The organism is Rugamonas aquatica (assembly GCF_009380215.1).
In the GTDB taxonomy this organism is placed as follows: Bacteria; Pseudomonadota; Gammaproteobacteria; order Burkholderiales; family Burkholderiaceae_D; genus Rugamonas; species Rugamonas aquatica_B.
On record NZ_WHUG01000015.1, the window covers coordinates 143,560 to 165,060 of the forward strand.

General features: G+C 66.4%; 20 protein-coding genes and 1 pseudogene. 5 read left to right on the top strand and 16 right to left on the bottom strand.

Annotation, left to right across the window (positions count from 1 at the left end):
- Nucleotides 1–5 precede the first annotated feature (5 nt).
- On the top strand, nucleotides 6–995 hold the full coding sequence (locus tag GEV02_RS26905; RefSeq protein WP_152840971.1) for an HD-GYP domain-containing protein: 990 nt from the start codon (nucleotides 6–8) through the stop codon (nucleotides 993–995).
- Between the two features lie 12 nt (nucleotides 996–1,007).
- Here the strand turns inward: GEV02_RS26905 and GEV02_RS26910 are convergent, their stop codons facing one another.
- The 16 genes from GEV02_RS26910 to GEV02_RS26985 all read right to left on the bottom strand — a co-directional run bounded on the left by GEV02_RS26910 (nucleotide 1,008) and on the right by GEV02_RS26985 (nucleotide 17,292).
- Nucleotides 1,008–2,147 (bottom strand): tetratricopeptide repeat protein, encoded by a 1,140-nt coding sequence (locus tag GEV02_RS26910; RefSeq protein ID WP_152840972.1) that lies wholly within the window; start codon nucleotides 2,145–2,147, stop codon nucleotides 1,008–1,010.
- Nucleotides 2,144–3,037, bottom strand: coding sequence for an ExeA family protein (locus tag GEV02_RS26915; protein ID WP_152840973.1), 894 nt, complete (start codon nucleotides 3,035–3,037; stop codon nucleotides 2,144–2,146). Before GEV02_RS26915 ends, GEV02_RS26910 begins: the two co-directional genes overlap by 4 nt.
- A complete protein-coding gene (gene mshL, locus GEV02_RS26920; protein WP_152840974.1) occupies nucleotides 3,038–4,852 on the bottom strand; it encodes a pilus (MSHA type) biogenesis protein MshL in 1,815 nt (604 codons plus the stop codon).
- On the bottom strand, nucleotides 4,849–5,223 hold the full coding sequence (locus tag GEV02_RS26925) for an MSHA biogenesis protein MshK (RefSeq protein ID WP_152840975.1): 375 nt from the start codon (nucleotides 5,221–5,223) through the stop codon (nucleotides 4,849–4,851). Before GEV02_RS26925 ends, mshL (GEV02_RS26920) begins: the two co-directional genes overlap by 4 nt.
- Complete coding sequence (gspM, locus tag GEV02_RS26930; protein ID WP_152840976.1) at nucleotides 5,208–6,005, bottom strand: type II secretion system protein GspM; 798 nt, start codon at nucleotides 6,003–6,005, stop codon at nucleotides 5,208–5,210. Before gspM ends, GEV02_RS26925 begins: the two co-directional genes overlap by 16 nt.
- Nucleotides 6,002–6,676, bottom strand: a complete 675-nt coding sequence (locus GEV02_RS26935) for an MSHA biogenesis protein MshI (protein ID WP_152840977.1) — start codon at nucleotides 6,674–6,676, stop codon at nucleotides 6,002–6,004. The genes gspM and GEV02_RS26935 overlap by 4 nt, the downstream gene beginning before the upstream one ends.
- Nucleotides 6,673–7,611: a type IV pilus biogenesis protein PilM gene (locus GEV02_RS26940; protein ID WP_152840978.1), complete on the bottom strand. Its 939-nt coding sequence runs from the start codon at nucleotides 7,609–7,611 to the stop codon at nucleotides 6,673–6,675. Before GEV02_RS26940 ends, GEV02_RS26935 begins: the two co-directional genes overlap by 4 nt.
- 149 nt (nucleotides 7,612–7,760) lie before the next feature.
- The gene (locus tag GEV02_RS26945; protein ID WP_152840979.1) at nucleotides 7,761–10,883 is read right to left on the bottom strand and encodes a DUF6701 domain-containing protein; all 3,123 of its coding nucleotides are present in this window, start codon (nucleotides 10,881–10,883) and stop codon (nucleotides 7,761–7,763) included.
- 10 nt (nucleotides 10,884–10,893) lie between these two features.
- Nucleotides 10,894–11,328, bottom strand: a complete 435-nt coding sequence (locus GEV02_RS26950) for an agglutinin biogenesis protein MshP (protein ID WP_152840980.1) — start codon at nucleotides 11,326–11,328, stop codon at nucleotides 10,894–10,896.
- Nucleotides 11,325–12,164 (bottom strand): PulJ/GspJ family protein, encoded by an 840-nt coding sequence (locus GEV02_RS26955; RefSeq protein ID WP_152840981.1) that lies wholly within the window; start codon nucleotides 12,162–12,164, stop codon nucleotides 11,325–11,327. Before GEV02_RS26955 ends, GEV02_RS26950 begins: the two co-directional genes overlap by 4 nt.
- Nucleotides 12,161–12,709: a type IV pilus modification PilV family protein gene (locus GEV02_RS26960; protein WP_152840982.1), complete on the bottom strand. Its 549-nt coding sequence runs from the start codon at nucleotides 12,707–12,709 to the stop codon at nucleotides 12,161–12,163. Before GEV02_RS26960 ends, GEV02_RS26955 begins: the two co-directional genes overlap by 4 nt.
- A complete protein-coding gene (locus GEV02_RS26965) occupies nucleotides 12,699–13,253 on the bottom strand; it encodes a type II secretion system protein (protein WP_152840983.1) in 555 nt (184 codons plus the stop codon). The genes GEV02_RS26960 and GEV02_RS26965 overlap by 11 nt, the downstream gene beginning before the upstream one ends.
- Before the next feature lie 24 nt (nucleotides 13,254–13,277).
- Nucleotides 13,278–13,748, bottom strand: a complete 471-nt coding sequence (locus GEV02_RS26970) for a type II secretion system protein (RefSeq protein ID WP_152840984.1) — start codon at nucleotides 13,746–13,748, stop codon at nucleotides 13,278–13,280.
- Nucleotides 13,749–13,815: 67 nt separating this feature from the next.
- Nucleotides 13,816–14,286, bottom strand: coding sequence for a type II secretion system protein (locus GEV02_RS26975; protein WP_235922973.1), 471 nt, complete (start codon nucleotides 14,284–14,286; stop codon nucleotides 13,816–13,818).
- A gap of 62 nt (nucleotides 14,287–14,348) precedes the next feature.
- Nucleotides 14,349–15,584 (bottom strand): type II secretion system F family protein, encoded by a 1,236-nt coding sequence (locus GEV02_RS26980; RefSeq protein WP_328595927.1) that lies wholly within the window; start codon nucleotides 15,582–15,584, stop codon nucleotides 14,349–14,351.
- Nucleotide 15,585: 1 nt separating this feature from the next.
- Complete coding sequence (locus GEV02_RS26985) at nucleotides 15,586–17,292, bottom strand: GspE/PulE family protein (RefSeq protein ID WP_152840986.1); 1,707 nt, start codon at nucleotides 17,290–17,292, stop codon at nucleotides 15,586–15,588.
- 167 nt (nucleotides 17,293–17,459) lie between these two features.
- On the opposite strand from GEV02_RS26985, the gene GEV02_RS26990 reads away from it, so the two are divergent.
- The 4 genes and pseudogenes from GEV02_RS26990 to GEV02_RS27005 all read left to right on the top strand — a co-directional run.
- Complete coding sequence (locus tag GEV02_RS26990) at nucleotides 17,460–18,176, top strand: ABC transporter ATP-binding protein (RefSeq protein WP_152840987.1); 717 nt, start codon at nucleotides 17,460–17,462, stop codon at nucleotides 18,174–18,176.
- Nucleotides 18,177–18,181: 5 nt separating this feature from the next.
- On the top strand, nucleotides 18,182–19,099 hold the full coding sequence (locus tag GEV02_RS26995; protein ID WP_152840988.1) for an ExeA family protein: 918 nt from the start codon (nucleotides 18,182–18,184) through the stop codon (nucleotides 19,097–19,099).
- Nucleotides 19,100–19,162: 63 nt separating this feature from the next.
- Nucleotides 19,163–21,022 carry a pilus (MSHA type) biogenesis protein MshL gene (mshL, locus tag GEV02_RS27000; protein ID WP_152840989.1) on the top strand — a complete coding sequence of 620 codons (1,860 nt, stop codon included), beginning with the start codon at nucleotides 19,163–19,165 and terminating at the stop codon, nucleotides 21,020–21,022.
- A pseudogene (locus tag GEV02_RS27005) lies at nucleotides 21,019–21,501 on the top strand (tetratricopeptide repeat protein); the annotation flags it as partial. The gene mshL (GEV02_RS27000) and the pseudogene GEV02_RS27005, both read left to right, overlap by 4 nt.

The following is a 21,501-nucleotide window of genomic DNA, read 5'->3' on the forward strand; positions in this document are numbered from 1 at the left end:
GAATCATGGCCGATACCAACCAGGCGGACGCCCCGCTCGAAGCGGGCGTCTTCGCGGAACAAGAACCGCCGCCGTCGGTGCTGCATCTGCTCAATCAGTCGAACCGCCGGCTGGAGCGCCTGCTGCAAAACCTGCGCAACGAACACAACGCCGAAAGCGAAGTGCGCGACATCGCGCGCGACGTGATCCATGCGGTCGAGCTCAATCCCGACATCGCGCTGGCCTGCATCTTCCTGTGCCAGATCGCCGGCAGCTACGCGGTGCGCCACTGTATCGAAACGGCGGTCGTGGTGGTGGTGGTCGCGCACAGCCAGAACAAGAGTCCGGTGGAAACGCTGACCGTGACGGCGGCCGCGCTGACCATGAATGTCGGCATGCTGCGCCATAACGAAACCTTCCAGAACAAGAACACGCCGCTGAGCAGCGAGGAAATGGCCATCGTGCGCCGCCACCCGGAGGAAAGCGTGGACATGCTCAAGTACGCGGGCATCCAGGATGACGAGTGGATTTCCTGCGTGCTGCTGCACCACGAGAACGATGAAGGCAGCGGCTATCCGGCCGGGGTCGCCAGTCCGGAGGTGACGCAGAATGCCAAGCTGCTGAGTTTGGCGGACAGGTATTGTGCGCAGGTGTCGGCGCGTAATTACCGCCGCTCGATCCTGCCGGACCAGGCCTTGCGCAATCTGGTCGAAGACAAGGTGGCGCCGGTCGATCCTGCGCTGGCGCAGTGCTTCCAGCGCGAGCTGGGGGATTTCCCGCCGGGGGCGCTGGTGCGCCTGGCGAGCGGAGAGATTGGCGTGGTCAGCCGCCGTCAGGGCGGCGCGGGCGGTTTGCAGGTGCACTGCCTGCGCGATCCTGCGGGCGCGGCATTGTCGCCTGCCGTGCAGCGCAGCACAGCCGATCAGGCCTGCACGATCGCCCAGGCGCTCAGCGAGGACGATGCTTCGATCCGCTTCAGCATGAAGCAGATCTGGGGCGCGCAGGCCAGCCTCTGAGCCACCGCCGGCTTAGCGCGACAGCGATTCGATCTTGCGGTCAATGAAGGCTTGCAGCTCCGGCGACAAGCCGTTCGCTGCGCGGGCGCGGCGGTAGGCTTCGCGCGCTTCCGGCAGATGCATGTCGGCCTGTAGCGAAATCCCCAAGCCCATCCACCACACGCCGTTCTGCGGCATCAGCCGCAGCGCTTCGCGATAATGATCGGCCGCTTCGGTGTGGCGCTGCTCGCGTTGCAGCACGCCGGCCAGGAAGGCCTGGTATTCGGCGCTGTTGCCGGCATATGGCAGCGTCGTCATCAGCGTTTCCAGCGCGGGACCGCCCTTCTCCAGCTGCAAGCGGGCCAGCACCATCGCCAGGCCTGGCTGGCGGGGATCAATGCCCAGCGCCAGACGCAGCTGGCGCACCGCGTCTTCATTGCGCTTCTGTTCCAGCAGCAGGCTGATGTTGGTCTGGCGCGCGGCTTCGTTGCGCGGATCGATTTCCAGTGCGCGGTCGAAGTCCGCCAGGGCGGCGTTGACGCGCCCTTCCTGCAAGGCCACCAGCCCGCGCCGATAGGTATTCTCCGCCATCTGTTTCGGACTGATGTCGTGCGTGATCGTGCCGGTGTTGCCAGCCGCATCGTCGCTGCTGCGCGCGGCGGCCTGGCGGGCGGGCTTGCGCTCAGCGGGCGTCGATGCGGTGCCAGGCGTGTCGCGTGGTGCAGCCGCTTGCGAAGAAGCGTCGTGCGCCGCAACGGTGCTTGGCGCAACGGCTGCCGACGCGGCGAGCGGTGCGGCGGCCGGCGGCGTGTCGGCAACTTTGTGCGGGGCCGGCGCGGCGGCTTCTTGCTTGGCCTTTGGCTCAGGCGGCATCACGGCGACCTTGACCGCTGCCGGCTGGCTTGCGGCTGCGGGCGCGGCGGCAACCGTTGGCTTGGCCGCCACCTGCACGGCCACCGGCAGCGATGCGGCGCGGTGGCTCTGCCAGTACTGCCAGCCAAACCAGCCTCCGCCCACCACCACCGCCGCCAACGCCACCGAACCGGCGATCACCAGCGGCCGCCTGTCGCGCACCTGTCCGCTGACGGCATGCAGCTGCTGCTGGCGCAAAGCGCCATCGCCCGCACCACCGCGCGCATCCAGATCCTGCAACATTTTATTAATCAAACTCATTTAGTCAACGCCCAAGTCAGGCCGCATGCGGCGATCAGCAAACTCACGCCGGCCATCAACCACGCCCAGCGCAAGCCGGAACGCGACGGCACGGTATCGACCGCCGCCATGTCCACATGACGGCGCGTCACCTGTTGCTTGCCTTCGCCAAAGCACAGCATCAGCGATTTATTCGCCATGATATTCACCAGCCTCGGTATCCCGCCGCTGGCCTTGAACAAACGGCCGATGGCGCTGCGGCTGAACAAACGGCTGCCGGCATAACCCGCCACGCGCAGCCTATGCGCCAGATAGTACTCCAAGTCGTCGCGGCTCAGCGGACCCAAATGGTAATGGAAGGTGATGCGCTGCGCCAGCTGGCGGATCGAATTCGCCTGCAAATGCTGGTTCAGTTCCGGCTGTCCGAACAATACGATCTGCAGCAGCTTGCGCTTCTCCGTTTCCAGATTGGTCAGCAGGCGCAAGGCTTCCAGGCTTTCCAGCGGAATCGCCTGCGCCTCGTCCAGGCACATCACCACCTGCTTGCCTTCGCGCGCCAGGTCCATCAGGCGCAAGGTCAGCGACTTCAGCAGCTGATGCTGATCCACATCGCGTTGCAGCGGCAATTCCAGCTCGTCGGCCAGGGCCAGCATCAGCGTGCGCGGCTCCAGATAGGGATTCGGAATATAGGCCGTCACAAAGCCCGGCCCCAGCGTCGCCATGAACTTCCGGCACAGCAGCGTCTTGCCGGTGCCGACTTCGCCGGTGATCTTGATGAAGCCCTCGCCGCTGCGCGCCGCCACCAGCAGCGTGTTGAGCGCCTGCTGCGAATGCGGGCTGGTGAAGAAGAAGCTGGTGTCAGGCGTGATCCCGAAAGGCATCTCGCCCAAGCCAAAATGGGCCTGGTACATTTAGTTGCGTCCTCCGGCAGGGGGCGGCGCCAGTTGCTGGAACCGGCGGCTGGCATCCTCCAGATCCTGCGCATAACTGGCCGCGCCATCGACGATGGTAGGCTTGATCAGCACCACCAGCTCGCGCTTCTGCGTGCTGCGCTCGGTGTTGCGGAACAAAGCGCCCAGCACCGGCAAATCGCCTATGCCCGGCGCCTGGTTGTTGTCGGCCGTGGTGGACTGGCGCATCAAGCCGCCGATGGCGACGATGCGGCCATCCTGGCCGCGTACCATGCTGTCCATTTCCGACGTGCTCGACGCCGCCAGCGGCAGTTGCAGCGCACCGGCGCTGCCCAGGTTGACGATCTTGTTGATGGTCGACACCTGGCTGACCGAGGGATGCACGTGCAGCATGATGTTGCCCTCTTCGTCGATCTGCGGCGTCACGTCCAGCACCACGCCGGAAAAGAACGGCTGCAGCGTCACGTTCGGGCTGGTGGTGTTGCCGCTGACGTTGGAGTTGGTGGTGGTGCTCACGCCCGTCACGTAGAACTCGTCGGTGCCGATCTTCAGCACGGCCTTCTGGTTGTTCATCGTGGCGATGCGCGGGCTGGACAGCACGTGCACCGAACCCTGCGACTCCAGGAAGGAAATCATGGCGGCGAAATTACTGGTCTGGAAGGCCAGGCCGAACAGCGAACCCGCGTTGTTGGCGGCGTTCGCCAGCGAGAAGCCGCTGCTGGCCGAAATGCCCGCCGTGCCGCCGCTGGTCAATACCGGCGGCGGGCCGCCGGCCGCCGGCAACGGCGCCAGGCCGGTGCCGGGCGCCAGGAAGCCGGTGGACATGCGGTTGCTGCCGCCACCGCCAAACGAGGCGAAGCTGGCCCAGTTGATGCCGCTCTGGAAGCCGCTGTTGAGCTGCACCTCAAGAATCTTGGCTTCCAAAATCACCTGGCGTTCCACCGCCAGCCGGGTCGCCTTCAGATACTGCTCGACGCTGCGCAATTGTTCCGGCAGCGCCCGCACCACCACCACGCCCGACTGCGGGCTGATGACCACGCTGCGGCCGTCGCCGATACCGCCGACCAGGGCCACCAAGGCCTCTTTCAGATCGGTCCAGAAATCGGTGGAGGAAGAAGTCTTGACGTTGCTGGCGTCTTCCATCGAGTACTGCTGATTGCTTTGGCCCGGCTGCTGCGGCTGGTTGTTCTGGCCGTTGCTGCCGGTGCCGCTCTGGCCGCCCTGCCCGCCGGACACCACCGTGCCCACCGTGTTGACCGAGGTCGACGACACCCGCACATTCGAGCTGCCCTTGCGCGTGGCGCTCAGGTAGTTGACCTGGAAGATGCGGGTCTGCATGGTCAGCGGACGGATGTACACGCGCGTGCCTTCGACCTTGTAGTCATAGCCGTACAGCTCGCGCACCGCATCGAGCGCCTCGAACAGCGTCACATCCTTCAGGTTGGCGGTGACGGTGCCGCTGACGTCCGGATGGATCAGCATGTTGTAGCGCGTGCCGGCCGCGATGGAGTTGTAGAACTGCTGCACCGGCACCTGGTTGAACGACACATTGAAACGCTCTTCCATCACCGCGCGCGCCTTCGGCAGCTCGGCCGCCATCGTGACTGCGGGCGGCGGCAGCAGCGCCGCCTCCACCGCCGCCGAACTGGCGGGCGGCGTGGCGCGGGCCTTGACGGCCGCGTCGTGCACCTGCTGGTCGATGGTGTTGTAGGTGTCGCGCGGCACCTGGGTGTTGCACGCGGCCAGCAAGGCGGCGGCGCTCAGCAGCGCGACCCGGCGCAGCATCTTGTCCATGAACTCGTTATGTGTCGTCATTTTGTTTTCCCTGTCGGGTCAGCGGCCTCGGCCGGTTTGGGAAACAGGGTCAGGGTTTCCAGATTCTTGCCCCGGCGTAGTAGCACCGAATTGTCGTTGATGCGTTCAAGTATCGCGTCGCCCACCTTGCCGCCGATGCGCACGGTCACGCCGTCGATCACCGCCAGCCGCCGGCCGCCGGGCGCGCCGCCGATCAGGATCGATTGCAGGCGCGGCGCGGACGGCACGCCGTCGGCCTCGGGCGCTGCGCTGTCGGGCGCGGCCATCGTGGCGGGAGGACGGGTCGGATCGGCCAGCTTCTGCGCCAGCGCCGGCAGCGCCAGCGCGGCCAGCATCAAGGTGGTCAGGCGGCGCTTCACAGTGCTATCCATTTCTGGTCCAGGCTCAGGGTGTACAGGGTCAGCGTCAGCCGGGCCTGCGGGTATTGTTCGGCGTCGAGCGCGGCGGCGCCCCAGAACAGCTGGGTCGGCAACGCCTCCAGCGCTTCCAGATAATCGATCATTTCCAGGTAGCTGCCTTGCAGTACCAGTTGCACGCCGTGGCGGTACAGCAGCGGTGTCTGCGCTTGCGCGGCGGCCGGCGTGCCGGTCGCCGGCTGCGGTTTGGCTGCGACCGCGTTGGCGTTGGCCGCAGCCAAGATGGAAGCCGGCGTCGGCGCCGGTGCCGGCGATGCGGCCGGCCGCGCAGCGGGAGGCTCGCTCGCGTCCTGGGCGGCGAAGTGGCCGTCGGTCGTGCCTTGCGGCGGCAGCGTCTTCAGCGACACCAGGCGCAGCTTGCCATGTCCCTGCACCATCTGTTGCAGCAACGCGCCCATGCGTTCCGGCGCGACCAGACCCTTTTGCGCGCTGCGCAGCTTGCTACGCAGCGCCACGCTATCGGCCTGCAAGACCTTCAGACGGTCGCGCACTTCGCGGTCGGGATCGCGGCGCGCGGCCACGTCCAGCTGCTGCAATTCGGAATCGATGCCGGCGATCTGCACGCGCTGCTGGCGCATGGTGTCGCGCAGCAGGCGCTGGCGCGTGTAGGCCGGATCGAGCGCCAGCTGGAACACCAGAAACGCCAGCAACGCCGCGCCCGCGCCCACCACCATCAGGCGTTCGCGCTGGCTCAACGCCATCAGCCAGGTATCGAGTCTGATCCAGTAGGCCTTCATGGCTGCTCCACCTTGGCCTGCTCGCCGGCCGCTGCCGATTGCAGGCTGAATTCCACATAGCGCGGCGCCGCAGCCGGCTCGGGCGCCGATACGCCATCCGCTGCCGCGGCCTTGGGTGGCGCTTTCGGTTCCGTCATCTGCAACTGGCCGAAGGTCTTGCCGCGCAATACGGCTTCACCGGCCAGGCCGTTCAGGTAGCCGGGCAGCAGGCTGGCTTTCAAGGCCCGTCCCTGCAAGCCGATGGCCTCGCCGCTGCCCTGGATGGTCACGCCGGTCAGCCACAAGCCGTCGATGCCCCGCCGGGCGAAGGCGCGGAAATACGCCGAGTAGCCGCGTGTGGCGCCCGGCTCGCCCTGGTCGAGGATGGCCGCCACCTGTTGCAGATTACGGTATTGCACGCCGGTCTGATCCAGTTCCTGCTGCAAGGCCTCGCTCTTGCGCGGCGCCACGAAGGTCGAGGTCACCGCGATCCGGCGCGCCTCGCGCGCAGCCAGCTCGGCCTTGACCACGGCGGCCTCGCGCTCCAGCGTCGCCAGCTCGATGTTGGCCAGCACCGAGGCCACGGTCAGCACCAGCACCAGCGCCCCCAGCCCTGTCGCCATCGCGCGCGTGGTCGCGTAGTTTTTCTTGCGCTTGAAACCCGCGTTGAACAGGTTGATCTGTTGGCTCATGCCGTCTCCACCTCGCGCAAGGCCGCGCCCAGCGTGCGCAGGAAGCCGGCCTGCTGCGCCGGATCTTGCAGCAGCTCGGCGCCGGTCAGGTCCAGCACGCTGGCCAGATCCAGCTGTTCCACCGGCAGGTACAGATTGCTGGCCAGATAGGCGCGCAGCGCGCCCTCGCCCACCGGCGCCACCACCATCTTGGCCACCGTGACAAACGAGAATTGCCGCTCGAAGTGGTCCAGCGACCGTTGCAGTTCCAGCGTGATGCGGTCATGCAGCTGCTGCAGGCGATCCGGATCCGGGTCCAGCAGCTGGTTCAGCGTGACGTCGATGCGGCGCGCCAGGTAAAGCTCGCCCTGGTAGCTGACGGTCAGCAAGCCGCCGTCGGCATCGAAGGCCAGCAGCGCGACGCCGCGCCCTTCCGGCTCCAGCAGCGCCGAGATATTCCGCTGCGCCATCTCGCCGATGTCGATGGCGGACAACGCGATCTTGTGGTCGGCGAACAGCTGCTGGTGCGGCTTCAGCACGCTGTTGCGGGCCGCCACCGCGAAGGCCTGGCGGGCGTGGTTCGAGCCGTTGGCCAGCGGCACCATCGCCATATCGATAGTCGCCTCTTCCAGCGGAAAATCGATCATGTCCTTGACGCGCCAGCCCAGCGCCGTGCGCATTTCCTCGTCCGGTACATTGGGCGCCTCGACCATCAGCAGTTGATAGCCGCCCGCGCCCAGCAAGGTGGTGCAGCAGTAGCGGTTGGCCTGCAATTCCTTGCCCAGCCGCGCCAGGCTGGCGCCGGCCTGGTCGGCCTTGCCGGGATAGGACGTGGCCAGCAGCACGCGCGGCAGACCGTCGGTGCGGCGCTCGATCGCTGCGGCCTGCACGCCGTCCGCCGTCAGGCCGATGGCCAGCCAGCCATTCTTTTTTTCCGCTTTTCCGAATAAACGCATCCGACTGTCTCAAATGATTAAGCACGGGATTCAATAGTCGCCGCACATCCTTGATTATATTCAAGTTTCATTGCGCCACTTCCGCAATTTGGCGCCATGCCCCCAGTTTGCCCTGTTAATGCTCAGTTCCCAAATAAAATGAGGCGGATTCAATACACTTCCCGCAAGAAAATCACCGGGCTGCGATACAAGCCGAAGGTCACGCGCCCCTGCGTGGTCGGCAGCCAGGTCGGTCCATTGACGGTGACGGTGGCGCCGCTCTTGCCGGCGCTGGTGCCCGCCTTCAGCGTGGCGGTGGCCGCACCGTTAATCATCCTCACCGTCGGCGCCGCGCTCGCCGGCGGCGCCGGGCACGCGACCAGGCAGCTGGCGTACTGGAAGTTGCTGGCCGGCGTCACCGTCGTGACGCTGTCGCTGGCGTTGTTGCGCCAGGCCAGCACCGTGCTGCCGTTGACCGAACTCTGGCCGTAGTACTGCGCGCCCAGGTTCAGCGGCACCGGCAGGCTGGACGAGCCGTAGGCGTTCGGCACGAACAGCCGGCCGGACACCACCGAAATGCCGGCCTCGACCGCGCCGGTGCGCAGCGACGTGACGCCATCGTTGGGCGATCCGGTCTCGGTGGCGCGCAGGTACACCAGCGTCGGCGTCACCCAGTTGTTGGCGTATGCCGCGCTCGCCACGAACGGCCGCGGCAGCGTGTAGACCGGCGACGCGCTCGCAATGCCGGTGGGCGGGTTCGACGCGAGAGGAAAAGCGCTGGAGGCGATGCCGTTGGCGCTGAGCACCGCGCCGCTCGGATTGGCCGGCGGATTGGCGACGGCCGTGCTGCCGGCCGCCGACCAGGCCGACAAGGCCACCGCCCGCGCCAGCGCGCCGCGATAGTTGAGCGTCGGCTGGTCCTGCAGGTTCATCGCGGTCACCGTCAGATTGCTGATCGGCTGGCCCGAGTACACCATGCCGACGTTGGCCGGGCACGTCATGCCGGCCGGATCGCAGGCCATCGGCGGCGTGGCGATGATCGTATTGAAATGGTCGGGCACGAAGCGGCCGACGTTGAGCGACTCCAGGATCAGATTGCCCGAATCGAGATAGCTGCTCGGCGTCACCGACGGCGACAGCTCCAGCACGCCGACATCGCCGTAGGAAAAACTGCTGCCGGTGGCGATGCCGCCGCTGAAGGCGCCGAAGCTGCCGCTGAACGCCAGCGGCAGGCTGGGGTCGTTCACGCCCACCATATCGGCCAGGCGGTCGCCGTTCTGGTCGATGGCCGCCAGCGCGGTGATCTGCACCGTGGTCGGCGTGGTCTCCCGGCCGAAGTTGGGCGCCGGCGCGCCGCCATACATCAGCGCCTTGACCGACATCGCGAACGCGGTGCCGGCGGTGACGAACTTGCCGTCGATGGCCGAGGCCGGCGTGCCGGCCTTGTTCGATGCCGGCGCCAGCAGCACCAGTTTGTCGGGCCGTTCGACGAAGGTATTGCTGGTGCCGAGACGGCCGGTGTTGTCGCTGACCAGGAATTCCACCCGCCCTACATCGGCATAGCGGAAGTTGTAGACATCGGCCGTGGTCGCCTTGGTGCCGGTGAACACCACGTCGTTGAGCCCGGTCCAGGTGCTGGAGTTCTGTGCCGGCAGCGCGCCGGACTTGGCGCACAGCGGCAGCGTCACGGCGCTGCCGCCGACCTTGGTGAAGCTGGCGTTGACGCCCGCATCCTGGATCGGGTCGTAGCAGGACAGCGCGTACTTGACCTTGAGCGTGCTGTCCGTATTCGACAGCGCGGTCGGCACGCCCAGCACGACGAAGGTCAGGTAGACCGGAATATCCTTGTTGGCCGTGTTTTTCTGCGCATTGAAATTGAACAGCTTGCAGGGCTGGCCCGGATCGCCGAACGGCAAGCCGTTCACGCACTGGCCGGACAGCGGATCGGTGAACACAAAGCTCGGCGTGATGGCCGCCGCGCCCACCTGCGAGCTGACGGTGGAGGTGTCGTTGCCGTCGTAATAGTCGAACAGCTGGCCGCTGACGGTGGCGCTGTTGTTGATGAGACCGCTGGCGGCGGCCGCCGTCGTCACCCGCAGCGTGATCGGCGGCAGCGTCACGCCGGCGGCCATGGCGCCGCTGTAGCTGCACGTCAGCCTTTGCCCGGACATGCTGCAATTCCAGCCGGTGCCGGTGGCGCTGACGAAGATCAGCGACGACGGCAGCACGTCCACCACGGTGGTCGGCCCGCCCTCGGTCAGCGGGCCGTTGTTGCTGACGCTGATGATGTAGTTGCTGATCTGCGAAGGCTGCAGCGGTGTCTGCAAGGTCATCGATATGGCGCGGTCGGCCGCCGGCACGTTCGGCGCGGCGATCACCTCGGCGTTCATCAGCACCAAATCCTGGCCGGACTTGTAGTCGCTGCGGGCCGAGGTCTGGCCGGCCTTGATGGTCGGCGACGACACCGTGTAGGCGTCGAAGTCGATGCCGTAGGAGAAGCTGTCGTTGTTGATGTTGGAGATGGAATTGAACTGGTTGCCCGACGGGTTGAGCGCATCGGTCATCTCGACGCTGTTGTACATCAGGATCTCGCCGCCGCCCGACAGCGTGGTGTCGCCCTCCCACGTGATGTGGCCGATCTTGCCGGTCAGGCTGCCGATCGGCGTCGGCGTCTTGAAGTTGGCCAGCGTCAGCGCCACGCTGGAGTTGCGGATGTACTGGAAGCCTTCGTAGACGTTGAGCACGCGGAACGTCTCGCTCGGATGCGAGTACACCACCAGCAGCTGGAAGCCGCCCAGCACGCCCTCCACCGCGCAATACGGGCTGCCGCTGTTGATGGTCAGGCCGCCGACGGTGTAGTTGGCATTGCCCTTGGCCACCACCTGCGAGGTCACGTCCACCGCGCCGGCGAAGAAATCGTAGCCGACCGTGGCCGAGGTGTAGCTGCGGTTGCTCGGCGCGGTGACGGCCACGCCGTCGAAGCTCACGCTGTAGTCGGGGGTGGAGCTGGAACCGGCCCAGTACAGCTGCGCGTTGAGGATGGTGGCGCCGGACGGCACGCCGGTCAGCGCCATGGTCAGCGTGCCGGTGTTGATGGCGCAGGGATCGGTGTTGTTGTCCTTGGTGCGCATGGTCTTCTGCGTGCCGGTGAAGCTGACGTTGCCGGCAAAGCTCTTGAACAGCGTGATCGGCGAATCGGCGCGCGACCAGCCGGCGGCCAGGCCGCACAGCAGCGCCAGCAGGCAGGCCAGCCAGCGCGGGGCGTTGTTCGGGACAGGGTTGGTCGCTCGCATCGCCGCCTCCTCAGAACTGCACCGTGACCGTGCGCTGCACATAGTCGGCGCTGGTGGTGACGGCGTTGGGACAAATGCCGGCGGCCGGCTGGTTGCAGGCCACGGCTGTCACCGTGGTCCGGTTCATGCTCGCGCCCATACCGGGCGTGGCGTTGACGGTGCACTGCACGGTGACGGTGAAGACCGACAGCGTCCCGCCCGGCACGAAGGTGCGGCTGGCCGCGCAGCTGCCGTTGATCTGCTGCTGGTACAGGCCGTACTCGACGCCGGCGCGGGCCGCCTCGTAGGCGCGCGCGCCCAGCAAGTCCAGCGCCGAGCTGCTTTGCTGCGAGCGCGACAGCGACATCGCCGCCACGGCCAGCGCCGACAGCACCACCACCAGGAACATGGCGGTGACGATGGAGACGCCGGCGGCGTGGCGCGGCGGCGGGCGCAGGGTCGTCATGGCGTGTTATCCACGTGAACCTGGCGCACCAGGCTGATGCTTTCGCCGTTGCTGCGCGCCAGCGTCAGCGACACGCCGACCAGCGCCGTGTTGGTGTTGGCCAGCACCACGTAATCGAAACCGCAGCCGGCCACCAGGCCGGCCAGCGTCGCGGGCGCCCCGAACTGCGGCGCGCCCAGCCCGTTCAGGCCGAAAATCTGGTTGCTGAAGCTGCGGATCAGCGTGCCGCCGCCGCCCGCCACCGGCGTGCAGACATAGGTGACCGTGCCGCTGACCACCTGAAAGCGGTTGGTCGGCGACTGCATCGACGGCGACTGCGCGGCGAACGGGTTGCTGGCCAGCGTGATGCGGGTGCCGTTGACCGCCGTGACGCGCGCGACATTGCCGAAGGTGCGCACGTCGGCCGGCGCCGTGCCGATGTTGAACACGGCGATCCAGTCGTTGGGCAGGATTTGCTGGTTGCCGGACGGCGCGGCGCCGGCGATATCGAATTGCAGGCTGGCGGCCGGACTGAAATCCAGCGGCAGCAGCGCGGGCGGCGGCGAATCGCTGATGTCGATGTAGCGGCCGCCGGTCTTGGTCAGCTGGAACTGCAAGGTGCGGCGGTCGGCCGAGACCAGGATGCTGTTGGGCAGCGCCAGCCGCAGCTCGCGCGTGATGCGGCGCAGCGCCAGGTCGGCCACATCGGTCATCTCGCCGCGCGCGGCGGTGTCGACGTAGTTCTGCACCGGCGTCTTCAGGAACACCGCCACCATGCCGGCCAGGATGCCGGTGATGACCATGACGATGACCGCCTCGACCAGCGTGAAGCCTTGTGCGCGTTGGGGCGCTTTCATAGCGACCTCGGCGCGTAGCGGGCGCGGTAGCCGTCCAGCGTCACGTTGTCGGCGCCGTAGGTGACGACCACGGTGATGCGCAGCGCGGCGGCCTGCGGGACCACAGCACCGGCCGCGCCAAACGTGGAATCCTGGACGACCGTGACGACGGCGGAATAGCCGGTCGGGAATGAATTGCCGGCGGCGTCGGTGGTGTAAATGCCGCCGTAGTCATTGACGTTGTCGAAGGGGCGGACATTGCCGGCTGCCAGTTCAGGCCCCATGCCTTCCGGAATGGTGCAATCGGCCTCGCTCAACGTGGCGGGGTCTTCGGCCTTCGGATCGCTGCCGTCGCAAAACGTGAAGTGCGCCAGGCGGACCTCCTCCATCATGCTCTCGGCGATGGCCAGCGCCTGCTTGCGGCGCATCGGGTCGGGACTGGAGCGCGCGCCCATGCCCAGCACTTGCAGCACGCCGACCACGGCGATGCCGACGATGACGATGAACATCACCAGCTCCACCATGCTCAGGCCGGCTTGCTTGCGGCGGGCGGGCTTAGAACACATAGCCGGTCACCGCCGTCACGGTCACATTGTGGGCGCCGCCGTCGCCGCTGACGCTCAGCGCCAGCGTGGCGAAGGTCGAGGTCGGGCCGCCCGGCGTGTCGGTGCCGGCGAACGGCTGGCCGGCGGGGTCGAAAAAGAAGGTCGAGGCGGCGGAGACAGCCAGGCCGCCCGGCACGCCTTCGCATGCCCAGGCGGTCCCGCCGCAGTTGGCGATGGTTGACGCGGTGCCGCTGTTGGAACCGCCGGGCGGCGCCACGCGGCTGTTGCAGGCGGCGTCGTAGCACAGCGCGACGCTGCTGCCGTTCAGCCGCACAAACACAAAGCGGCCCTGGGCGATGGCCACTTTCTGGCCGTAGCGTATCAACGCCTTGAACTGATCGGTATAGGCGGCCGCGTCGAAACCTTTGGTGTCCGAGAAGCGCGGCACCACGACGGCGCCCAGGATGCCCAGCACCACTATCGTCACAATCAACTCAACCAACGTAAAGCCACCCGGCCTCGGGGGCCGGACGCGGCGCGACTGCGCCGGCGACCTCACTCCCATCCCCGGCCCGTCATTGCTGATGGATCAGCAGGTGCCGACAGCGGCTGCGACGGTCGTGGTGCCGGTGCTCGGGTCATAGGTCACCGTGCAATTGGTGTGGCCGGCGCCGTTGTCGGAGCGCAGCACCCCGGTCGTCGCGGTAAAGTTCGTCAGGTCGTAGTCCGCCATACCCGTCGTACCGCCGAGTGCGGCCAGCATGCCCGCGAAGGTTGGATAACCGGTGCCGTTGACAACCACATCGGTATCGTAGGTGGCACCGGCAGCAGGCGATCCCCCCGCCAGCCAGCGCCCGTGGTACATATTCGACGCGCTGGCGATGGCTGCCTTGGCCGCCATCATTTTCGCCACGCGCGCATCGCTTCCCAGGTTGGCAAACTTCGGCAGCGCGGTGGCGGCCAGGATGCCCAGGATGACGATCACGACGATCAGCTCGATCAGCGTGAAACCGCCTTGCTGGGAACGCGATTTGAACGAAGGTACTTGTTTGGTTTGCATATGACTCTCCAGACCTGACTAAAAAAGATCATTAACGCCTTGCTGCGGCGGAGCGCGACAGCGGCTGCTATTGAGTGACTTCATTTAGCGCGATACCGGCATTTCCCGGCTGGCGCTCTGCGTTGGCGTTTTTCGAGGGCAAGCGCAGTGATTCTACCTTGAAATAAATATTCTTTGAGGCACTATTTAACAAATCTTCTTGCCCGTCCCTCACGAATACCAGTTTGTGTTGCCGTAGATCAAAATACCAGTTGCCTGCTTTAACACTCTTTGCCGCTTCCGGCGTCAGCTCGCCCGCGTAATTGTCCGGCGGCCGCGCCAGCCAGGCGATCGGATTGGCGCCGGCCAGCGCGCCGATTTCCCCATCCCTGCCCTGCACCTGCAAGGCCATCACCTTGCTGGACAAGGCGCTACGCATATTGATCAGCAAAGCCTGCACGCCGGCGTCGTCGCCGGCGCGGCGGTAATACGCCATCCGCTCCAGCGCCACCATCACCAGCAGGCCGAAAATGCCGGCCACCACGGCGAACTCGAACAAGGTGAAACCCCGTCCCCGCCGTCGTTGCGGCCGCACAACACCAGCAAGACGCAAGCCGCCCATCAGTGCGGCAACGCCACTTTGCCCAGATCCCAGATCGGCACGAAGATGCCCAGCGCCAGCACCAGCACCAGCAGGCCGAGGAAGGTGATCAGGATGGGCTCGATCTGCGCGGCCAGCGTCTTCAGCTCGTAGTCCACCTCGCGCTCGTACATCTGGGCGATTTCATCCATCAGCTCGTCCAGCGAGCCGGATTCCTCGCCCACCGCCACCATCTGCAACACCACCGGCGTGAACACATTGGCCGCGATCGAGGTGCGCAGGATGCTGTCGCCGCGCTCGACGCCGTCGCGCATCTGCTCCACGCGCGCGCACAGGAAGGCGTTGTCCACCGTCTGCGACACCACCGTCAGCGCCTGTACGATGGGCACGCCGCTGCGGCTCGACAGCGAGAAGCTGCGGGCGAAACGCGCCATCGTGGCCTTGTGGATGATCTTGCCGGCGATGGGAAACTTGAGCTTGTAGCGGTCCCACTTGTAGCGCCCGGCGCTGGTGTTGACCCAGTAGCGGAAGCCGAACACGGCCGCGCCGGCGCCCACCAGCAGCAGCTGCCAGTAAGTCACCATGAAATGCGAGCTGGCGATCAGGATGCGCGTCATCAGCGGCAGCTCGGCGTGGAAGCTCTGGAACACCTTGACGAACTGCGGGATGACGAAGATGTTGACGATGACGATGGCGACGATCATCGCCACCACCACGAAGATCGGGTAGCGGGTGGCGCTCTTGACGCGGGCGCGCATCTCGCGGTCGAACTCCAGGTGGTCGAACAAGCGCAGGAACACTTCCTCCAGCCGCCCGGTCATCTCGCCCACGCGCACCATCGACAGGTAGAAATCGTTGAACACGGTGGGATGGCGCCGCATCGCCGCCGACAGTTCGCGGCCGGCGTCGAGCGACTCGCGCAAGTCCTTGATGACCTTGCCGAACGATTTGCTGATCGCCGATTCCTGCAGGCCGGCCAACCCGCGCATGATGGGCACGCCCGACTTGAGCAAGGTGTAGAGCTGGCGGCTGAACAATTGCACATCCATCGACGTCACCCTCTTCTCGAACAGCTTGACCCACCAGGCCTCGCCGCTGGCGCTGCCGGTGGCGGCCTTGCGGGTCAGCGCGATCTCCACCGGCGTGGCGCCGCTGCCCAGCAGATGGTCGGCCACGGCGCCGCTGTCGGCCGCCTCCAGCACGCCCTGCATCAACTCTCCGCGCGCGCTGCGCGCCTTGTAGGCATAGAACGGCACGTCAATCCTCGGTCTGGTTGCTGATGCGCATGGCCTCGGCCACCGTGGTGCGCCCCTGTATCACCAGCGCCACCGCATGGCGGCGCAGGGTTTCGCCGGCCATCTGCGTTGCCGCCACCCGCAGGAAGTGCGAGGGATCGGGATCGTTGGCCGCATCGACCACCTCGCGCGTCATCTCCAGCAGCTCGTACACGCCGGTACGGCCGCGATACCCCATGCCATTGCAATGCGAACAACCCTTGCCATGGAAGTAGCGCGCCATGCCCACCTTGTCGTGCAACTCCATGCGCAGCCACTCGTGTTCGGTCGGCGTCAGCTCGTACGGCGTGGTGCAGCTTTCGCAGATCACCCGCACCAGGCGCTGTGCCAGCACGGCTTGCAGCGAACTACCGACCATGTAGCGCGGTACGCCCATGTCCATCAGCCGCAGCGGCGTGCTGGCCGCGTCGTTGGTGTGCAGGGTCGATAATACCAAGTGACCGGTCATGGCGGCGCGCAAACCGATCTGTGCCGTTTCCTGGTCGCGCATCTCGCCCACCAGCACGATGTCCGGGTCTTGCCGCAGCGCCGAACGCAGCACGCGCGCGAAGTTCAGCTCGATCTTGTCGTTGACCTGCACCTGGTTGATGCCGGGCAGCCGGTATTCGACCGGGTCTTCCACGGTAATCAGCTTTTTCTCCACCGAATTGAGTTCGGCCAGCGCGCAATACAGCGTGGTGGTCTTGCCGCTGCCGGTCGGCCCGGTCACCAGCACCAGGCCGTTGGGGCGCTGGACGATGGCGCGGAATTTCTCCAGGATGGTCTTGGGCATGCCGATCGCGTCCAGCCGCAGCTGGGTGTTGCTCTGGCTGAGCAGACGCATCACCACCGATTCGCCGTACTGGGTCGGCATGGTCGAGATACGCACGTCGATGCGCTGGTTCTTCACGCGCACGGCGAAGCGGCCGTCCTGCGGCAAGCGCTTTTCCGAGATGTCGAGGTCGGACATCAGCTTCAGGCGCAGCGCCAGCGACGGCGCGATCTTGATGTCGGCCTCGGTTTGCAGGTGCAGCACGCCGTCGATGCGGAAGCGGATCTGCAGCCGGCCTTCCTGCGGCTCGATGTGGATGTCGGACGCGCGCACCTGGGTGGCGTCGTCGAACACCGATTGCAGCAGCTTGACGATGGGCGCCTCTTCCAGGTTGGAATTGGCGGCCGCCAGCGCGCCGAAGTCGACCGAGACATCGCCCAGGTCCTGCTCCAGCTCGCGCGCCAGGTCGGAGATGTCCTCGGTGCGGCGGTAGATGCGGTCGATCACGCCCAGCACTTCGGTCTCGTTGACCACCGCCAGCTCGATCGGCTGCTTGACGATGCGCGAGATCTCGTCGTACGCGAACAGGTCGGTCGGGTCGGACATTCCGACCAGCAGCGCGCCGCGCCGGTCTTCCAGCACCAGCGCGCGGAAGCGGCGGGCCTGGGTTTCCGGCAGCAGCCGCACGATCTCGGGATTGACGTTGAAGAACTTCAGGTTCAGATACGGGATGTTGAGCTGCCGCGCCAGCGCGCCGGCGATCTGTTCCTCGGTAACATAGCCGTTCTCGATGAACACGCGGCCCAGCTTGCGTCCGCTGCGCTTTTGCTCGGCCAGCGCCAGGCCCAGTTGTTCCTCGGTCAGCAGCTTTTGCTGCACCAAAATTTCTCCAAGCCGCACTTTCTCTGGCCTTGCCATGCCCCGCTCCTTGTGATCTGTGCCGTCTGTTGGCTTGCGGCCATTCTAGTGCAGAAACCGGCTCCGGCGAGACTCCACGTGCGCCGGGCGCGACAGGGTGTCGCTTTCTTCGCACGAATGCGCTACAGTGTCGTTCGTTTCCCAGCCCCACAGAGCCACCACCTTCCATGACCGACCCTGCCCTGCGCTTCCAGCAAGTCGTCAAACGCTATGGCCAGGCCAGCGTCTTGCAGGGCGTGGATCTGGAGCTGCAAGCGGGCGAGTGCTTCGGCCTGGTGGGCGTCAACGGCGCCGGCAAGACCAGCCTGATCAAGTGTCTGCTGGATTTCTGCGCCCTCGACGGCGGCGCCATCGAGATCTTCGGCCAGCCGCACGACCGCCCCGCCAGCCGCCAGCCGCTGGGCTTCCTGCCCGAACGCTTCACCCCGCCCTACTACCTGACCGGCGCCGATTTCATCCGCTATTTGCTGAGTTTGCAAGGCCTGGCCTACGATCCGGCCGCCGTGGCCGCCATGCTGGAGGCGCTGGACCTGGCGCCGGACGCGCTGCGCCGCACCGTGCGCCATTATTCGAAAGGCATGACGCAGAAGCTGGGCCTGGCCGCCTGCCTGCTGGCGCGCAAGCCGCTGTACGTGCTGGACGAGCCGATGAGCGGGCTGGACCCGAAGGCGCGCGCGCTGCTCAAACAACAGCTGCGCCAGCTGCACGCCGGCGGCAGCACCATGTTCTTGACCTCGCACATGCTGGCCGATGTCGACGAGCTGTGCGACCGCATGGCCATCCTGCACGAAGGCCGCATCCGCTTCACCGGCTCGCCGGCCGAGTGCCGCAGCCATTACGGCGCCGACAGCCTGGAGCAAGCCTTCCTGGCTTGCATCGCGTGAGCAGCATGTACCAGTCCCACTTCGGCCTGCGCGAATCGCCGTTCGGCATCACCCCGAACCCGGCCTTTTTCTACGCCGGCAACACCCGCGGCGAAATCCTGCAAGCCTTGCTGTATGCGGTCTGCCACGGCGAAGGTATCATCAAGGTGACCGGCGAAGTGGGCGCCGGCAAGACCATGTTGTGCCGCATGCTGGAGCGCCAGCTGCCGCCGCACATCGACGTCATCTACCTGGTCAACCCCAATCTGAACCCGCAGGAAGTGCAGTACGCCATCGCCGCCGAACTGGGCATGGACGGCCACGGCTTGCGCATCGACGAGATCCAGCGCCGCCTGCAGGCCGACCTGATCGCCCGCCACAGCCAGGGCCGCCAGGTGGTGCTGCTGGTCGAGGAAGCCCAGGCCATGCCGCTCGACACGCTGGAAGCGATACGCCTGCTGACCAACCTGGAGACCGCGCACAGCAAGCTGCTGCAGATCGTGCTGTTCGGCCAGCCGGAGCTGGACCAGCACCTGGCGCTGGCCAGCATGCGCCAGCTGAAGGAACGCATCACCCACAGCTTCGAGGTGCCGGCGCTGTCGCCGGCGCTGATCGACGAATTCCTCGCATGCCGGCTGCGCGCGGCCGGTCACGACGGCTCGCCGCTGTTCAGCCCGGCCGCCGCCAGGCTGATCGCCGAACGCTCCGAGGGCATCGTCCGCCGCATCAACATCCTGGCCGACAAGGCCCTGCTGGCCGCCTATGCGGCCGACGCCAGCACCGTCAGCGTGCGCCACGCGCGCCAGGCGATACGCGAATCGGCCTTCCGCCGCCGCCAGCTGCGGCAAATCCTGCCTTGGCGCGCTGTTGCTACGGGGGCCTTGGCGGTCCTGCTAATTTGGGCTATTTGGGGGGCGATCCTTGCGGTGGCACCAAATTTGTAAGATCATGGTGTTTATATTGCAAATGCACAACATCCTGCATTCCCCCTGGGCCGGAAAGAAACAATGAAAAAACTCGCCTCCCCCATCGTCCCCATGGTGTGCAGCGTGTTGCTGAGCGCCTGCGCGACCCACACCCTGACCAAATCGCCGACCCACATCACGGAAGCGCCGCGCGCCGCCGGTTCCATCCCCGAAACCGTGCAACAGAGCGCCGCCTTGCCGCCGCCGTCGGCCGCGCCCAAGACCGAAACCTACAGCGTGACCGTGCACAAGGTGCCGGTGCAATCGCTGCTGTTCGCGCTGGCGCGCGACGCCGGCATGAACGTCGACGTCCATCCGGGCATCGAGGGCACGGTCACGCTGAACGCGCTGGACCAGACCCTGCCGCAGCTGCTGACCCGCATCCAGCGCCAGGTCGACATGCGCTATGAAATCAACGGCACTACGCTGACCGTCTTGCCGGACTCGCCGGAATGGCGCAACTACAAGGTCGATTACGTCAACATCGCGCGCAGCACCAGCAGCAGCGTCAGCATCGCCACCCAGATCTCGACCGCCGGCGGCGGGCCCAGCACCGCGTCCAACCCGGTGGCCAGCAGCGGCGCCAGCGGCAACGGCCAGCCGCAACAGCAACAGCAGCAACAGTCGGCGCCGGCCAGCAACGGCAGCGGCGGCGGCAACAATTCGACCACCGTGGTCAACAACCGCTCCGACAACAACTTCTGGTACAGCCTGGAAAAGAACATCCGCGACATGCTGCGCGCGTCCAACCTGAGCGACAATCCGGTCGATCCGCTGGCGGCCCAGGCCCAGCAGGCCGGCGCGGCCGGCGGCGGCGCACCGCAAACCGCGCAGCCGCAAACGCCGTTCGACGCCGGCGCCTTCGGCGGCGCCAAGTCCGGCGCCAGCGGCGCGCAGCGCGGCTCCTCGGTCATCGTCAACGCCGAGGGCGGCCTGATCGCCGTGCGCGCGACCGCCCGCCAGCATGAAAAAATCCGCGAATTCCTCGATGTCGTGCTGGGCGCGGCCAAGCGCCAGGTGCTGATCGAAGCCACCATCATCGAAGTGCGGCTGGGCGACCAGTACCAGCAGGGCATCAACTGGCAATCGATCGCCCGGGGCGGCCTGAAGATGAACCAGGGCGCGCTGGGCACGGCCGTACTGCCGACCTCGACCAATCCCGGCGTGTTCGTGCTGAACTACACCAACCCGACCAGCCGGCTCGGCAATATCGCCGCCACCATCGAGTTGCTGGAATCGTTCGGCAAGGTCAAAGTGCTGTCCAGCCCCAAGATCAGCGTGCTCAACAACCAGACCGCGCTGCTCAAGGTGGTCGACAACAATGTCTTCTTCTCGATCCGGGTGACGCCGGCGGTGCGCGACCTGAACGGCACCATCGTCTCGCCGGCCACCTATGAATCGCGGCTGGAGACGGTGCCGGTCGGCTTCGTCATGAGCGTGACGCCGCAGATTTCCGACACCGACGAGGTCACGCTGAACGTGCGCCCGACCATCACCCGCATCGTCGACTACGTCAACGACCCCAATCCTGACCTGGCCAAGGCCGGCGTCAAAAGCCAGGTGCCGGTGATCCAGGCGCGCGAGCTGGAATCGCTGATGAAGGTGTCCAGCGGCCAGGTCGCCGTCATGGGCGGCCTGATGCAGGATTCGGTCGACAACGCCAAGGAAGGCATCCCGCTGCTGAGCAGCGTGCCGGTGCTGGGCGAGCTGTTCTCGCACCGCAACGAGAAAACCACCAAGACCGAGCTGGTCATCTTCATGCGGCCGGTGGTGGTCAAGGACGCCAGCGTCAACGGCGACTACAAGGATTACCGTTACCTGCTGCCAGGCCAGACGGTCGACAACACTCCCTATGGCGAGGCCGCGCCGGCCCCTGCCCCAGCCAAGGAGAATGGATCATGAGTCTCTTAATGCAAGCGCTCAAAAAGGCGGAGCGCGCCAAACAAAGCTCGGGCGCCGATGACGAGACCGACAAGCCGTCGCAGGCTTTCGATGAAATCCTGGCGCTGACGCCGGAACCGGCGCCGCCGGCCAAGCCACCGGCCAAAACCGGCCTGAGCCTGGACCTGGAGCCGATGGCAGCCCTCAGCCTGGAGCCGATCTCGACCGAACCCGCGCCGTCGGCCAGCGTGGCGCCGCAGCCGTCGCCCGATCCGCTGCCCACGCCCAGCGACCACCGAGGCCCCGGCCTGACGCTGGACCTGATGCCCGATCCATCGGCGCCGCCGCCCGCTGCGCCCGCCGCGCCGTCGCCGGCAGTGGCCGCCAGGAGCGCCGCATCGCCCGAGCCCACATTGGCTGCCGCCGCTGCGCCCGCCCCCGCTCGGAACAGCGCCGTGGAGGGCGCGAGCGTCTGGCACGGTGTGGCGCTCGGTGCGGGG